The following is a 15990-nucleotide window of genomic DNA, read 5'->3' as shown; positions in this document are numbered from 1 at the left end:
ATTGTGCTATACTAGTAAGGTTGAATAAAGCAACCCTTGGTGCTTAGCTTCTTTCACCAAGCATATTACACGCGGATAACCGCCAAAGGAGAAAAAATGAAAAAATTAACTATTCGTGATGTTGCAGATATTGCAATCGTTGCTGCTATTTATGTCGTTTTGACTGTCACACCGCCCCTAAATGCCATCAGCTATGGTGCTTATCAGTTTCGTATTTCAGAAATGATGAACTTTATGGCTTTTTACAATCCCAAGTACATCATCGGAGTTACTATCGGTTGTATGATTGCTAATTTCTTTAGCTTCGGACTACTAGATGTCTTTGTTGGTGGCGGATCAACCTTGGTATTCCTCAGTTTAGGTGTTTGGCTTTTTGCAAAATATAGCAAGGATTACCTCTTTAACGGATTGATTCGAAAAGATCATTTCTTCTTTTCAATCCTCTTTTCAATTTCCATGTTTACCATCGCTGCAGAGTTAAATATTGTAGCAGAATTACCATTTTTCCTTACTTGGTTTACAACAGGAATTGGTGAATTTGCCTCATTGATTATTGGAGCGATTATCATTGGTAAAATTGGTCGTCGAATCGATTTAAGCAAATAGAACAGGACAAGCTAGGTAGCCTTTACCTGGCTTTTTCTTATGGAAAATTTCTAAGAAAACTTGACAAGTTTTTCTGATTATAGTATACTTACTTAAGTAAGCTGATTTAGCTCAGTTGGCAGAGCGCATCCATGGTAAGGATGAGGTCGCCGGTTCAATCCCGGCAATTAGCATGATATGTATAGGGAAACTCTTGAATACGAGAGTTTTTTGTTATACTCGATCGAAAAAATTTCTTATTGACAAAATCAAGTATCTCTAGTAATATAGAATATGCGATGAGTCGATAGGTAGTCTTCGGACTACTATTGAGCATAAGGAGGTCATAACGCAGGAGCGGACCTTGATGAGTTGTGTGAACCTGCTCATCACATGAAGATGCCTCTTAGTCCCTAGTCTAACGACTGGGGATTTTTATTTTCCAAAAAATGATGAAAAAGCTTTGCAATTCATGGAAAAAGTAGTATAATACTTCTATTATAGAAATTTTTAGAAAATTCCGAAAGAGGTTATTTATGGGATATACAGTTGCTGTAGTCGGCGCGACAGGTGCTGTCGGTGCTCAGATGATAAAAATGTTGGAAGAATCAACACTTCCAATCGATAAAATTCGTTTACTTGCTTCTGCACGTTCAGCAGGCAAGACTTTGAAATTTAAAGATCAAGATATTACGATTGAAGAAACGACTGAAACAGCTTTTGAAGGAGTTGATATTGCTCTCTTTTCAGCAGGTGGTTCTACATCAGCTAAGTATGCACCATACGCAGTGAAAGCTGGAGCGGTAGTAGTAGATAATACATCTTACTTCCGTCAAAATCCAGACGTTCCTTTGGTTGTTCCAGAGGTCAATGCTCACGCACTTGATGCCCACAATGGGATCATTGCCTGCCCTAACTGTTCAACAATTCAAATGATGGTGGCTCTTGAGCCAGTTCGCCAAAAATGGGGCTTGGACCGTATCATTGTTTCAACTTACCAAGCAGTTTCAGGTGCTGGTATGGGAGCAATTCTTGAGACACAACGTGAACTTCGTGAAGTCTTGAATGATGGTGTAACCCCACGTGATTTGCATGCCGAAATCTTGCCTTCAGGTGGTGACAAGAAACATTATCCTATCGCCTTCAATGCTCTTCCACAAATTGATGTCTTCACTGACAATGATTACACTTATGAAGAGATGAAGATGACTAAGGAAACTAAGAAAATCATGGAAGATGATAGTATTGCCGTTTCAGCAACATGTGTTCGTATTCCAGTCTTATCAGCTCACTCTGAGTCTGTTTATATCGAAACAAAAGAAGTGGCTCCAATCGAAGAAGTCAAAGCAGCTATCGCAGCCTTCCCGGGTGCTGTTCTTGAAGATGATGTAGCTCATCAAATTTATCCTCAAGCTATCAATGCAGTTGGTTCGCGTGATACCTTTGTTGGTCGTATCCGTAAAGACTTGGATGCTGAAAAAGGAATCCACATGTGGGTTGTTTCAGACAACCTGCTCAAAGGTGCTGCTTGGAACTCAGTTCAGATTGCTGAAACTCTTCATGAACGTGGCTTGGTTCGTCCAACAGCTGAATTGAAATTTGAATTAAAATAGTCATATCGTTTAGGAGTTCAGATGAACTCCTTCTTTGAAATAGAGAGGTGTTTTCATGTCTTATCAAGATTTAAAAGAGTGTAAAATCATCACAGCCTTTATTACCCCCTTCCATCAGGATGGTTCCATCAACTTTGATGCTATTCCAGCCTTGATTGAGCATTTGTTGGCTCATCATACGGATGGAATTCTTCTCGCAGGGACCACTGCTGAGAGTCCAACCTTGACTCACGATGAAGAGTTGGAGTTGTTTGCGGCTGTACAAAAGATTGTCAATGGACGCGTTCCTTTGATTGCGGGTGTTGGTACCAATGATACGCGTGACTCTATCGAGTTTGTCAAAGAAGTCGCGGAATTCGGCGGTTTTGCTGCTGGACTTGCTATTGTGCCTTACTACAACAAACCTTCTCAAGAAGGAATGTATCAGCATTTTAAAGCCATTGCAGATGCTTCTGACCTACCAATTATTATCTATAACATTCCAGGGCGTGTAGTTGTCGAATTGACTCCAGAAACCATGCTTCGCTTAGCTGACCATCCAAATATTATTGGTGTCAAAGAATGTACCAGCTTGGCCAATATGGCTTACTTGATTGAGCACAAGCCAGAAGAGTTCTTGATTTATACAGGTGAGGATGGAGATGCTTTCCATGCCATGAACCTTGGTGCGGATGGGGTTATTTCTGTTGCCTCTCATACAAATGGGGATGAGATGCACGAAATGTTTACTGCCATTGCAAAAAGCGATATGAAGAAAGCCGCAGCTATTCAACGTAAATTCATTCCTAAGGTCAATGCCCTCTTCTCTTATCCAAGTCCTGCTCCTGTCAAGGCAGTTCTTAACTATATGGGATTTGCAGCTGGACCAACTCGTCTACCTCTTGTTCCAGCACCAGAAGAAGATGCCAAACGCATTATCAAGGTTGTTGTAGATGGCGACTACGAAGCGACTAAGGCAACTGTAACAGGTGTCTTAAGACCAGATTACTAATAAGACAATAAAATCCATGACCGCAATAACGAGCATGGATTTTTCTTATTTTCCTAAACAGAATTGGCTAAAGAGTTGGGTGATGAGTTCATCTGGAGCAGCATCTCCAGTGATTTCTCCGAGGATTTCCCAAGTACGAGTCAAGTCAACTTGAAGCAAGTCAACTGGCATCCCTAGTTCAAGACCTTGGTTAACAGCTTGTAGGCTTTCAACTGCTTTTTCAATCAGGGAAATGTGACGAGCATTTGACAGGTAGGTTGCGTCTTGCTCAACCAAACCAGCATTTTCAAAGAAGAGGTTGTTGATTCTCTCTTCAATCTTATCGATATTTTGATTTTTAAGGACTGAAATGCGAATGACATCTTCTGGAAGTTCAGAGGTTTCAATAACTTCTGGCAGGTCAGTTTTGTTAAGGAGAATAATTCGGTTGGTTTCTTGGCTGATTTCTAGGAGTTGGCGGTCTTGGGCGGTTAGTGGTTCACTAGCATTTAACACTAGTAGTACTAGGTCAGCTTCCTTGAGGGCTTTTTTTGAACGCTCGACACCGATTTGTTCAACGATATCATCCGTTTCACGAATACCAGCTGTGTCAATCAATTTTAGGGGAACACCGTTGATGTTGACGTATTCTTCAATGACATCACGTGTCGTACCAGCAATATCGGTTACGATTGCCTTATCTTCACGTAAGAGGTTGTTGAGAAGGCTTGATTTCCCAACGTTGGGGCGTCCGATGATGGCAGTGGAAATTCCTTCACGAAGGATTTTACCGCGACGGGCTGTTCTAAGGAGATTGGTTAGTAATTGTTCAAACTCCATTGTCTTTTCTCGGACCACAGCAGTAGTCGCTTCTTCAACATCGTCATACTCAGGATAGTCGATATTGACCTCGACTTGGGCAAGTGTGTTAAGGATTTCTTGACGGATATTGTTAATAAGGTCAGAAAGTGAGCCGTCTAATTGTTTAACTGCAATGTTCATAGCCTTGTCTGTCTTAGCACGGATGATGTCCATAACGGCTTCAGCCTGAGTCAAGTCAACACGTCCATTTAGGAAGGCACGTTTGGTAAATTCACCAGGTTCTGCCAACCGAGCTCCTTCACGGATAGCTAGCTGGAGAATCTCATTGGTCACCGCAATCCCACCGTGAGTGTTAATCTCGATAATATCTTCACGAGTGAAGGTTTTTGGAGACTTCATGGCTCCAACCATAACCTCGTCCATGACCTTACCATTTTGAGGGTCAACGATGTGACCGTAGTTAAGTGTATGGCTAGCAACCTGACTCAAGTATTTTCCTTTAAAAATCTTTTGCGCAATAGCAAAACTTTCTGTTCCGCTCAAGCGGACAATACCAATAGCCCCTTCACCTAGTGGAGTAGAGATAGCAGCGATGGTATCAAATTCTCGTGTAATCATAATGTTTCCTTTAATCAATAACTCTTTTCTTGGAAATTTTTCCAAGTCTCTTTTCAAATTGTAACAAATTTGAACTATTTCTTCAATGGATGCTACTTGGAGATTGAAAAAGCCTAAGCAATTCTGCTTAAGCTAGCTTATTTAGTACGCATTTCCCCTTGTGGGAAGTAAGTTCCTTCTGGCATGTCGTTGATGATGACATGGACAGCAGATTGAGGGGCTCCAGTGTTGCGGACAACTGCTTCCGTTACTTCCTTAGCAAGAGCTTTCTTTTGCTCGAGCGTGCGTCCTTCAAATAAATCGATGCGTACAAATGGCATAATAGCTTCCTCCACTAGTTTTGATTTCTTCCATTTTACCACATTTTGCCGTTTAAAGCTTCAGAAAATTATGATATACTAGAATGTAGCAAAAATTTAGAAATGGACGTGAAGCAAGAAACATGGCACAGTTGTATTATCGTTATGGGACCATGAACTCTGGTAAAACGATTGAGATTCTCAAAGTGGCCTATAACTACGAGGAGCAAGGAAAAGGTGTTGTCATTATGACCTCGGCTCTGGATACGCGTGACGGTGTTGGCTATGTGTCGAGTCGAATTGGCATGAAACGCCCTGCCCTTGCGATTGAGGAAACAACGGATATCTTTGGCTATATCCGAGACCTACCAGAAAAACCTTATTGTGTTTTGGTCGATGAAGCCCAGTTTCTTAAACGCCACCATGTTTACGACCTAGCTCGTGTTGTGGACGAGTTAGACATACCCGTCATGGCTTTTGGCTTGAAAAATGACTTTCGCAATGAATTGTTCGAAGGTTCCAAATATCTCTTGCTTTTAGCAGACAAGATTGACGAAATCAAGACCATCTGTCAGTATTGCAAGAAAAAGGCGACCATGGTGTTGCGAACACAGGATGGACTGCCCGTTTACGATGGAGAACAGATCCAGATTGGTGGTAATGAAACCTATATCTCGGTTTGCCGTAAACATTATTTTGCCCCTGAAATCAATAAGGAGAATGAAGAAAAATGAACATCTATGATCAACTACAAGCTGTAGAAGACCGTTATGAAGAACTAGGAGAATTGCTGAGTGACCCTGATGTCGTTTCAGACACCAAGCGTTTTATGGAGCTTTCAAAAGAAGAAGCTTCCAATCGTGACACCGTAATAGCCTACCGTGAGTATAAACAAGTCCTTCAAAATATCGTCGATGCCGAAGAGATGATTAAGGAATCAGGCGGAGATGCGGACTTGGAAGAAATGGCCAAGCAAGAACTCAAAGATGCCAAGGCTGAAAAAGAAGAATATGAAGAAAAACTGAAAATTTTGCTCCTTCCAAAGGATCCAAACGATGACAAGAATATCATCCTTGAAATCCGTGGAGCAGCTGGTGGAGACGAAGCGGCACTTTTCGCTGGAGATTTGCTAACTATGTACCAAAAGTATGCGGAAGCCCAAGGTTGGCGCTTTGAAGTCATGGAAGCCTCTATGAACGGTGTCGGTGGTTTTAAAGAAGTGGTTGCTATGGTTTCTGGTCAGTCGGTTTACTCTAAACTCAAGTACGAATCAGGTGCCCACCGTGTGCAACGTGTCCCTGTGACAGAAAGCCAAGGCCGTGTTCATACTTCGACAGCGACAGTTCTTGTTATGCCAGAAGTTGAAGAGGTTGAATACGACATTGATCCAAAAGACCTTCGTGTCGACATCTATCACGCCTCTGGTGCTGGTGGACAGAACGTCAACAAGGTTGCGACAGCCGTTCGTATCGTTCACTTGCCAACCAATATTAAAGTTGAGATGCAGGAAGAACGTACCCAGCAGAAGAACCGTGAGAAAGCCATGAAAATCATCCGTGCGCGTGTTGCTGACCACTTTGCACAAATTGCTCAGGATGAACAAGACGCTGAGCGTAAATCAACAATCGGTACTGGTGACCGTTCAGAACGTATTCGTACTTATAACTTCCCACAAAACCGTGTCACAGACCACCGTATCGGCTTGACTCTCCAAAAACTAGATACTATTTTGTCTGGTAAATTGGATGAGGTTGTGGATGCTTTGGTGCTCTATGACCAAACACAAAAATTAGAAGAATTAAATAAATAATGATATTAGCTCAATTATTTTCAGATTTTGAAGAAGAGTTGATAAGACAAGGAGAGGAAGCTGAAAGCCTCTCTTTTGTCTATCGTGGCCTGAAAAATCTTCCTTTCACAGATTTTGTTTTTGCCCTCCAGAAAGAGGTAACAGAGGAAGAAAAACAATTTGTAAAAGGAATTTTTCAACAGTTAGTAGATCATAAACCGGCACAGTACATCATTGGACAGGCAGATTTTTATGGAATGCAGTTAACAGTTGATGAGCGAGTATTGATCCCTCGTCCAGAAACAGAGGAGTTGGTGGAGCTTATCCTGGCTGAAAATCCTGAGACGAATCTTTCAGTTCTGGATATTGGAACAGGAAGTGGAGCTATTGCTCTCGCCCTAGCAAAAAATAGACCAGCTTGGTCAGTGACAGCAGCAGATATTTCCCGAGATGCCTTAGATTTAGCTAATGAAAATGCTAAAAATCAAAATCTTCAAATATTTTTAAAAAAATCTGACTGTTTTACAGAAATTTCTGAAAAATATGATATAATTGTTTCCAATCCACCCTATATCTCTCGTGAAGATGAGTCAGAGGTCGGCTTGAATGTCTTGCGTTCGGAGCCTCATCTAGCTCTCTTTGCAGACGAGGATGGCCTAGCTATTTACCGTAGAATTGCGGAAGATGCAAAAGACTATCTCAAAGATGGTGGTAAGATTTACCTTGAAATTGGATACAAGCAAGGTCAAAGTGTTCCTGAACTTTTTAGGAAACATCTTCCTGAAAAGCGAGTACGAATACTCAAGGACCAATTTGGTCAAGATAGGATGGTCGTGGTTGATGATGGACAGGATTAGACAAGAGTTGGAAAAGGGCGGAGCAGTCGTTCTGCCTACAGAGACGGTTTATGGTCTTTTTGCCAAGGCGCTAGACGAAAAAGCAGTTGACCATGTTTACCAGCTCAAACGTCGTCCTAGAGATAAGGCACTCAATCTCAATATCGCCTCTCTCGAGGACATCTTGCACTTTTCAAAGAATCAGCCAACTTATCTACAAAAACTTGTAGAGACCTTTTTGCCAGGTCCCTTGACCATTATCCTTGAAGCCAATGACCGAGTTCCCTATTGGGTCAATTCTGACCTTGCAACTGTTGGATTTCGGATGCCTAGTCACCCTATCACACTGGATTTAATTCGAGTGACAGGGCCCTTGATTGGACCGTCTGCCAATATTTCAGGTCAGTCAAGTGGTGTAACCTTTGAACAAATTCTGAAGGATTTTGACCAAGAGGTTCTGGGTCTGGAAGACGATGCTTTTCTAACTGGACAGGATTCAACTATTTTGGACTTGTCGGGAGACAAGGTGAAAATCTTACGCCAAGGGGCCATTAAGCGAGAAGATATTCTTGCTCGGTTGCCAGAGATTTCTTTTGAGGAGGAATAAAATGCTAAGAGATTTGCAAGAAACAGATGTGAAAGCTATATGTGAGATCAACCAAGAGGCTTTAGGCTATTCTTTTAGTTCAGAGGAAACGGCTAGCCAACTAGCTAGACTATCTCAGTATTCTCATCATTTCCTACTTGCTTATGAGGATGAAGTTAGTCATGCCTTGCTTGGATATGTCCACGCTGAGGTCTATGAATCACTTTATTCTAAAGCAGGATTTAATATCTTAGCCTTAGCAGTTTCACCTCAAGCACAAGGTCAAGGTATTGGTAAAAGTTTACTACAAGGGTTGGAAGAAGAAGCAAAAAGACGTGGTTATGGGTTTATCCGCTTAAACTCTGCCGATCATCGTCTGGGAGCTCATGCATTTTATGAAAAAGTTGGTTATACTTGTGATAAAATGCAGAAACGGTTTATTCGCATCTTTTAGTTTGATTTTCTAATAAGAAAATGAAACTAATGGACTAGTCACACAATAAAAGGAGAAGACCTATGATTTTTGACAAAGATGATTTTAAAGCATACGATGCTGATCTCTGGAATGCTATTGCCAAAGAAGAAGAACGACAACAAAACAACATTGAGTTGATTGCTTCGGAAAACGTAGTTTCCAAGGCTGTTATGGCAGCTCAAGGGTCTATCTTGACAAACAAATATGCCGAGGGTTACCCAGGCCGCCGTTATTATGGTGGAACGGATGTGGTAGACGTGGTAGAGACTCTTGCTATTGAACGCGCAAAAGAAATTTTCGGTGCAAAATTTGCTAATGTCCAACCTCACTCAGGAAGCCAAGCCAACTGTGCGGCTTACATGGCCTTGATTGAACCAGGTGATACCGTTATGGGGATGGATTTAGCAGCAGGTGGACACTTGACCCACGGAGCTCCAGTTAGCTTCTCAGGTCAAACCTACAACTTTGTTTCTTATAGTGTAGATCCTGAAACGGAATTATTGGACTTTGATGCTATATTGAAGCAAGCCCAAGAAGTAAAACCAAAACTGATTGTAGCTGGTGCTTCAGCCTATTCTCAAATTATCGACTTTTCAAAATTCCGTGAAATTGCGGACGCTGTTGGGGCTAAACTTATGGTAGATATGGCTCATATCGCTGGTTTGGTTGCTGCTGGTCTTCACCCAAGTCCAGTACCATATGCTCATATCACTACAACAACGACTCACAAAACCCTTCGTGGACCTCGTGGTGGTTTGATTTTGACTAATGACGAAGAACTTGCTAAGAAAATCAATTCAGCTATTTTCCCTGGTATTCAGGGTGGTCCTTTGGAGCACGTTGTGGCGGCTAAAGCTGTTTCCTTCAAAGAAGTTTTGGATCCAGCCTTCAAGGAATATGCTGCTAATGTTATCAAGAACAGCAAGACTATGGCAGCTGTCTTCTTACAAGACCCTGATTTTCGTATTATTTCTGGTGGGACTGAAAACCACCTCTTCCTAGTGGATGTGACTAAGGTTGTAGAAAACGGAAAAGTTGCTCAAAACTTGCTGGATGAAGTCAATATTACCCTAAATAAAAACTCAATCCCATATGAAACCTTGTCACCATTCAAGACAAGTGGTATTCGTATCGGATCTGCAGCCATTACTGCACGTGGATTTGGTGAAGAAGAAAGTCGCAAAGTGGCTGAACTCATCATTAAAACCCTTAAAAATGCAGAAAATAAAGCTGTCTTAGAAGAAGTGAGAAGTGCAGTTAAAGAATTGACAGATGCCTTCCCATTATACGAGGACTAAAACTTTTATGGATATTTATATTAAGAAAGCCATTATTCACCAGTTCAGTCCGGATGATACCGAGCTGTTCCTAGCGGATAAGCTTCTCAATATTACTCCAAAAATCGAAGAATACCTGCGTAAAAAAATTGAACGTGTGTATTCAGATGAAGCCAAGACTGGGATTTTCGAAGAAGAAAATCCCTTCTTCAATCATATCACAGACGATTTGTTGGAGACATCAGTAACACTGGCTAATCTCTGGAAAGAGGAGTTCAGCATTTCAGAAAATCTTAAGACCAATGACTTGATTTTTGTGCAATTTTCTAAAGAAGGTGTAGAACATTTTGCTTTCTTACGAATTGCTCTGCGTGAGACCTTGACTCACCTTGGAGGAGAAGTTGATAATCCAATCAAGCTGACTCAGAATAATCTGCCTGGATTTGGAACGGGTGCCGACGAAGCCTTGGTGGTCAATCTTCAGAGTCGCAAGTACCATCTGATTGAAAAACGCATCAAGTACAACGGGACTTTTTTGAACTATTTTTCAGATAATCTTCTTGCTGTCGTCCCTAAGATTTCACCCAAGAAATCTATCAAAGAACTGGAAAAAACGGCACAGCGCATTGCTGAAACCTTTAACACAGACGATTTTCAATTTCAATCCAAGGTCAAATCAGCGATTTTCAACAACTTAGAAGAAAGCAATGAATTGTCACCTGAAAAATTGGCCAATGACCTTTTTGACAACAATCTGACGGCTCGTTTGAGTTTTATTGACCAAGTCAAAGAATCAGTGCCAGAGCCAGTTCAATTTGATGAAATTGATGCCAGTCGTCAATTAAAGAAATTTGAAAATCAAAAACTCTCCTTGTCAAATGGAATTGAGCTCATCGTTCCCAATAACGTCTATCAAGATGCCGAGTCTGTTGAGTTTATCCAAAATGATAATGGAACCTACTCTATCTTAATCAAAAATATCGAGGATATCCAAAGTAAATAATGTTTAAACGAATTCGAAGAGTGCTTGTACTAGCAGTCTCCCTTTTTGCTGGATATAAAGCTTATCACGTTCACCAAGATGTCAAGCAAGTCATGACCTATCAACCCATGGTGCGAGAAATCTTGAGTGAAAAAGACACCCCAGCAAACGAAGAGCTTGTGCTCGCTATGATTTATACCGAAACAAAAGGAAAAGAAGGCGATGTTATGCAGTCTAGTGAGTCTGCAAGTGGTTCCACCAACACCATCAATGATAACGCCTCTAGCATTCGGCAAGGCGTTCAAACTCTGACAGATAATCTCTATCTGGCCCAGAAGCAGGGTGTTGATGTCTGGACGGCTGTTCAAGCCTATAATTTTGGACCTGCCTATATCGATTTTATCGCCCAAAATGGTAAGGAAAACACCTTGGCTCTGGCCAAACAGTACTCTCGTGAGACTGTTGCTCCCTTGCTTGGTAATACCACTGGAAAGACTTATAGTTATATTCACCCTATTTCCATTTTTCACGGTGCCGAACTCTATGTAAATGGAGGAAACTATTACTATTCTAGACAGGTTCAACTCAACCTATACATCATCAAATGTTTCACTCTCTTTTCAACATCTGGCTAGTTCAGGTGTTTTTGTTATAAGTTTTCTTTAAGATAGATATATTACTCTAGAAAGGTAAAGGAGGGAATTCCCTATGAGAAAGAAACTCTTTCTGACCAGTGCTGCGGTCTTGTGGGCAGTAACAGCTATGAATAGCGTCCATGCAGCAACAGATGTGCAAAAAGTTATCGATGAAACCTACGTCCAACCTGAATATGTCCTAGGTTCATCATTGTCTGAAGACCAAAAAAATCAAACTCTTAAGAAATTAGGCCACAATGCCTCAACAGACACCAAAGAACTCAAGACCATGACACCTGATGTCTATTCTAAAATCATGAATGTAGCAAATGACTCTAGTTTACAGTTGTATTCATCAGCCAAGATTCAAAAACTAGGTGACAAATCACCACTTGAGGTCAAGATTGAAACACCAGAAAACATCACTAAGGTGACTCAGGATATGTACCGAAATGCAGCCGTAACTTTGGGTGTGGAACACGCCAAAATCACTGTAGCAGCACCTATTCCCGTTACAGGTGAGAGTGCCTTAGCTGGGATTTACTATTCGCTGGAAGCTAATGGAGCCAAGGTGCCACAAGCCAACAAAGATTTGGCTCAAGAAGAGTTGAAGGCTTTGTCCGATATCAATGCTGAAAATAAGGACAAATCAGCTTATGATGCTAATAAATTAAACGTTGCCCTAGCTGATATCAAGTCAGGACTCGCCAAAGCGAAGGAAAGCAAGGGAAATCTGACAGAGGAAGATGTCCGCAAAATCGTTGAAGATACCTTGAAAAATTACAAACTTGATCAGGTTATAACAGGAAACCAGATTAATATCATCATCAATTTTGCTTTGAATCTCTCAAAGAGTGATATCCTCAGCAATGCAGACTTCACTAAAACCTTAAATGACCTTAAACAAAGTATCGTATCACAAGCTGGCGATAGTTTTAAAAATATCAACCTTAATTTTGATGCTGATAAGGCGCTAGAAGACGGGGGTAACTTCTTAAGTTCCCTCTGGCAAACCCTTGTCAACTTCTTTAAGAGTTTTGGTTCTTAAGAAATTTCATGGTATAATAGATGGTAACCGTAACGTTGCCGTCTTTTTTGTCGGCCAATAGAAAGAGAAGAGAATGTTAAAGAAAAACGATATTGTAGAAGTTGAAATTATTGATTTGACCCACGAAGGTGCAGGAGTTGCCAAGGTGGATGGTTTGGTCTTTTTTGTAGAGAATGCTTTACCGAGTGAAAAAATCCTCATGCGTGTCCTCAAAGTTAATAAAAAGATTGGTTTTGGGAAGGTTGAAGAATACCTTGTTCAATCACCACACCGTAATCAAGATTTAGATTTGGCTTACCTGCGTTCAGGAATAGCGGATCTAGGTCATCTTGCCTATCCAGAACAGCTCAAGTTTAAAACCAAGCAAGTCAAGGACAGTCTCTACAAGATTGCTGGGATTGCTGATGTAGAGGTTGCTGAGACCCTTGGTATGCAAAATCCAATCAAGTACCGCAACAAGGCACAGGTCCCTGTTCGTCGTGTTAATGGTGTCTTGGAAACAGGATTTTTCCGTAAGAATTCTCATGACCTCATGCCTTTGGAAGATTTCTTTATTCAGGATCCTGTGATTGACGAGCTAGTAGTAGCCCTACGCGACTTGCTCCGCCGTTATGATTTGAAACCTTATGATGAAAAGGAACAAGCTGGCTTGATTCGAAATCTTGTGGTGCGACGCGGACACTATTCAGGACAAATCATGGTCATTTTAGTAACAACTCGTCCTAAAATTTTTCGTGTCGACCAATTGATTGAACAACTAATCAAGCAATTTCCAGAGATTGTGTCTGTCATGCAGAATATCAACGACCAAAATACCAATGCGATTTTTGGTAAGGACTGGCGCACCCTTTATGGACAAGACTTTATCACTGACCAGATGTTGGGAAATGACTACCAAATAGCTGGACCCGCTTTTTACCAAGTCAATACTGAAATGGCGGAGAAGCTCTATCAAACAGCCATTGACTTTGCTGAATTAAAAGAAGATGATGTGGTCATTGATGCCTATTCTGGTATCGGGACGATTGGCCTCTCTGTTGCGAAACACGTCAAGGAAGTTTATGGTGTTGAAGTAATTCCAGAAGCGGTTGAGAATAGCAAGAAGAATGCTCAGCTGAATAATATTTCAAACGCCCACTATGTCTGTGATACAGCTGAAAATGCTATAAAAAATTGGCTTAAAGATGGAATTCAACCAAGCCTTATCCTAGTGGATCCACCAAGAAAAGGACTCACCGAGAGTTTTATCAAAGCTAGTACCCAAACAGGAGCTGAACGTATCGCCTATATCTCCTGCAATGTCGCAACCATGGCGCGTGATATTAAACTCTACCAAGAGTTAGGATATGAAGTGAAGAAAGTCCAGCCGGTTGACTTATTCCCTCAAACTCATCATGTTGAGTGTGTGAGTTTGTTAGTGAAACGCAGTTAATCCTCTAACTTTTTCATTTTAAGGCGAGAAGGCTTCAAAGCTCCACTGGAGCTTTGAACTCCCCAAACCTTTTGAGTCCCGCAAACGCATCATGTTGAGGCGGTATCACTGCTTGTACGAGCTGAGGAATCAGCGAAGTAGAAGTAGATTCTCCGCCCATGGGATAGGACTAATGAGGAGGGAAAACGAGGAAATGATATGGTAAGTCCGAAACGCTCAGTGTGTAAGCTTGTTGCTAAAAGCGTAAAAACCTTTGAACGAAAGGAATAATAGACTTCCTGCGAAACAAAATACAATACAATAAAACTATGGATGATGAAGCAAGTAAACAATTAAGCGATAGCCGTTTTAAGAGCCTTGTAGGTGTTCAGTTCAGCGCACGACATTTAAAGAGATGTTAGTTGTGTTAAAAACAGCTTATCAACGTAAACGCGCAAAAGTGGACGAAAACCCAAATTAAGCCTAGACGGTCTCCTGGTCTCCTCATGCTAACTATTCAATACATGCGAGAATAGAGCACTTATGAACAAATTGCGGCTGATTTTGGCATTCACGAAAGCAACTTAATCCGTCGGAGCCAATGGGTTGAAGCAACTCTTATTCAAAATAGTTTTACGATTTCAAATTCTGCCTTAATTCTGTAAAAATAGTAAAATTCGAAGGATTGTGAAGGATTGTAAGGTAAGAGTTTTTTTCTTTCTGAAAAAATGGTATAATAGCAATCAAAACTAGAAAATAAAACGGAATTTGGAACAGATTTGTCTGTATCCTAGTAGAGTGGTGATACTATGAAGATTAGTAAGAGGCACTTATTAAATTATTCCATCTTGATTCCCTACTTGCTTTTATCTATTTTGGGCTTGATTGTGGTCTATTCGACCACCAGTGCTATTTTAATCGAAGAAGGCAAGAGCGCCTTGCAATTGGTTCGAAATCAAGGAATCTTTTGGATTGTTAGTTTAATACTGATTGCCTTAATTTATAAATTAAGACTAGATTTTTTGAGAAATGAGCGACTAATCATTTTAGTTATCTTGATAGAAATGGTTTTATTGTTCTTGGCTCGTTTTATTGGTATTTCCGTAAACGGGGCATACGGTTGGATTTCGGTTGCAGGAGTAACTATTCAGCCAGCTGAGTACTTGAAAATCATTATTATTTGGTATTTGGCTCACCGATTCTCCAAACAGCAAGAAGAAATAGCTATTTATGATTTTCAAGTTTTGACTCAAAATCAATGGCTTCCCCGTGCTTTTAATGATTGGCGATTCGTTCTCCTAGTTCTGATTGGAAGTTTGGGAATTTTCCCTGATTTAGGGAATGCGACTATTTTAGTCTTGGTTTCCTTGATTATGTATACAGTTAGTGGAATCGCTTATCGCTGGTTTTCAACCATTCTGGCGCTCGTATCTGCCGCTTCTGTCTTTGTCTTGACCACTATCAGCCTAATCGGTGTTGAGACCTTTTCAAAAATTCCAGTATTTGGCTATGTGGCCAAGCGCTTTAGTGCCTTTTTTAATCCTTTTGCCGATCGTGCTGATGCGGGTCACCAGTTAGCTAATTCTTATTTTGCCATGGTCAATGGCGGTTGGTTTGGTCTAGGTCTTGGAAACTCGATTGAAAAACGAGGTTATTTACCAGAAGCTCATACAGACTTTGTCTTTTCTATCGTGATTGAAGAATTTGGCTTTGTTGGTGCTAGTCTTATTTTAGCTCTCTTGTTTTTCATGATTCTGCGAATTATCTTGGTCGGTATCCGAGCGGAGAATCCTTTTAATGCCATGGTTGCACTCGGTGTCGGAGGGATGATGTTGGTTCAGGTATTTGTCAATATCGGAGGGATTTCGGGCTTGATTCCATCTACAGGAGTGACTTTCCCCTTCTTATCCCAGGGTGGAAATAGTCTTCTAGTCTTATCAGTGGCAGTGGCCTTTGTCTTAAATATTGATGCCAGTGAAAAACGCGCTAAGTTGTACCGAGAATTGGAAAATCAACAAATGAACCTTCTGTGAAGTAGAATAAA

16 protein-coding genes, 1 tRNA gene, 1 pseudogene and 1 riboswitch are annotated in these 15990 nt (G+C 41.0%); of the genes and pseudogenes, 16 read left to right on the top strand and 2 right to left on the bottom strand.

Annotated features, from left to right (window positions below; genetic code table 11):
- Positions 1-2: 2 nt before the first annotated feature.
- A riboswitch (PreQ1 riboswitch) is annotated at positions 3-99 on the top strand.
- The 4 genes from HT715_RS06990 (at position 97) to dapA (ending at position 3189) form a co-directional block, all read left to right on the top strand.
- Positions 97-606 carry a QueT transporter family protein gene (locus HT715_RS06990; RefSeq protein ID WP_000737071.1) on the top strand — a complete coding sequence of 170 codons (510 nt, stop codon included), beginning with the start codon at positions 97-99 and terminating at the stop codon, positions 604-606. Its footprint overlaps the riboswitch before it by 3 nt.
- A gap of 100 nt (positions 607-706) precedes the next feature.
- A tRNA-Thr gene (locus tag HT715_RS06985) sits at positions 707-779 on the top strand.
- Positions 780-1121: 342 nt separating this feature from the next.
- Positions 1122-2198: an aspartate-semialdehyde dehydrogenase gene (locus HT715_RS06980; RefSeq protein WP_000542464.1), complete on the top strand. Its 1077-nt coding sequence runs from the start codon at positions 1122-1124 to the stop codon at positions 2196-2198.
- Positions 2199-2253: 55 nt separating this feature from the next.
- Entirely contained in the window at positions 2254-3189 is a 936-nt protein-coding gene (gene dapA, locus HT715_RS06975) for a 4-hydroxy-tetrahydrodipicolinate synthase (protein ID WP_000121643.1), read from the top strand.
- Between the two features lie 45 nt (positions 3190-3234).
- On the opposite strand, the gene mnmE is transcribed toward dapA, so the two are convergent.
- Both mnmE and HT715_RS06965 read right to left on the bottom strand, forming a co-directional pair.
- The gene (gene mnmE / locus HT715_RS06970; protein WP_000632769.1) at positions 3235-4608 is read right to left on the bottom strand and encodes a tRNA uridine-5-carboxymethylaminomethyl(34) synthesis GTPase MnmE; all 1374 of its coding nucleotides are present in this window, start codon (positions 4606-4608) and stop codon (positions 3235-3237) included.
- A gap of 137 nt (positions 4609-4745) precedes the next feature.
- On the bottom strand, positions 4746-4928 hold the full coding sequence (locus tag HT715_RS06965; protein WP_001117401.1) for a 4-oxalocrotonate tautomerase: 183 nt from the start codon (positions 4926-4928) through the stop codon (positions 4746-4748).
- Between the two features lie 122 nt (positions 4929-5050).
- On the opposite strand from HT715_RS06965, the gene HT715_RS06960 reads away from it, so the two are divergent.
- The 12 genes and pseudogenes from HT715_RS06960 to HT715_RS06905 all read left to right on the top strand — a co-directional run bounded on the left by HT715_RS06960 (position 5051) and on the right by HT715_RS06905 (position 15979).
- A complete protein-coding gene (locus tag HT715_RS06960) occupies positions 5051-5641 on the top strand; it encodes a thymidine kinase (RefSeq protein WP_000068143.1) in 591 nt (196 codons plus the stop codon).
- Positions 5638-6717 (top strand): peptide chain release factor 1, encoded by a 1080-nt coding sequence (gene prfA / locus HT715_RS06955; RefSeq protein WP_001028801.1) that lies wholly within the window; start codon positions 5638-5640, stop codon positions 6715-6717. The genes HT715_RS06960 and prfA overlap by 4 nt, the downstream gene beginning before the upstream one ends.
- Positions 6717-7553, top strand: coding sequence for a peptide chain release factor N(5)-glutamine methyltransferase (gene prmC, locus HT715_RS06950; RefSeq protein ID WP_138701065.1), 837 nt, complete (start codon positions 6717-6719; stop codon positions 7551-7553). Before prfA ends, prmC begins: the two co-directional genes overlap by 1 nt.
- Positions 7537-8139 (top strand): L-threonylcarbamoyladenylate synthase, encoded by a 603-nt coding sequence (locus HT715_RS06945; RefSeq protein WP_171039253.1) that lies wholly within the window; start codon positions 7537-7539, stop codon positions 8137-8139. Before prmC ends, HT715_RS06945 begins: the two co-directional genes overlap by 17 nt.
- Position 8140: 1 nt before the next feature.
- Positions 8141-8572, top strand: coding sequence for a GNAT family N-acetyltransferase (locus HT715_RS06940; protein WP_138701067.1), 432 nt, complete (start codon positions 8141-8143; stop codon positions 8570-8572).
- A gap of 62 nt (positions 8573-8634) precedes the next feature.
- Positions 8635-9891 (top strand): serine hydroxymethyltransferase, encoded by a 1257-nt coding sequence (gene glyA, locus HT715_RS06935; RefSeq protein ID WP_050261644.1) that lies wholly within the window; start codon positions 8635-8637, stop codon positions 9889-9891.
- Positions 9892-9898: 7 nt separating this feature from the next.
- Positions 9899-10873, top strand: a complete 975-nt coding sequence (locus HT715_RS06930) for a nucleoid-associated protein (protein WP_171039252.1) — start codon at positions 9899-9901, stop codon at positions 10871-10873.
- Entirely contained in the window at positions 10873-11487 is a 615-nt protein-coding gene (pmp23, locus tag HT715_RS06925; protein ID WP_138704494.1) for a cell wall hydrolase Pmp23, read from the top strand. Before HT715_RS06930 ends, pmp23 begins: the two co-directional genes overlap by 1 nt.
- A 73-nt stretch (positions 11488-11560) precedes the next feature.
- The gene (locus HT715_RS06920) at positions 11561-12535 is read left to right on the top strand and encodes a DUF1002 domain-containing protein (RefSeq protein ID WP_138704493.1); all 975 of its coding nucleotides are present in this window, start codon (positions 11561-11563) and stop codon (positions 12533-12535) included.
- Between the two features lie 73 nt (positions 12536-12608).
- Positions 12609-13967 (top strand): 23S rRNA (uracil(1939)-C(5))-methyltransferase RlmD, encoded by a 1359-nt coding sequence (gene rlmD, locus HT715_RS06915; protein WP_138707254.1) that lies wholly within the window; start codon positions 12609-12611, stop codon positions 13965-13967.
- 308 nt (positions 13968-14275) lie between these two features.
- Positions 14276-14602: pseudogene (locus HT715_RS06910) on the top strand (transposase family protein); the annotation flags it as partial.
- 153 nt (positions 14603-14755) lie between these two features.
- Complete coding sequence (locus HT715_RS06905) at positions 14756-15979, top strand: FtsW/RodA/SpoVE family cell cycle protein (protein WP_054388329.1); 1224 nt, start codon at positions 14756-14758, stop codon at positions 15977-15979.
- Positions 15980-15990 lie beyond the last annotated feature (11 nt).

The organism is Streptococcus sp. 4155 (genome assembly GCF_013276695.1).
Classification (GTDB): Bacteria; Bacillota; Bacilli; order Lactobacillales; family Streptococcaceae; genus Streptococcus; species Streptococcus pseudopneumoniae.
Note: the sequence above shows the minus strand (reverse complement) of the source record. Positions and strands in the feature narration are given on the sequence as shown.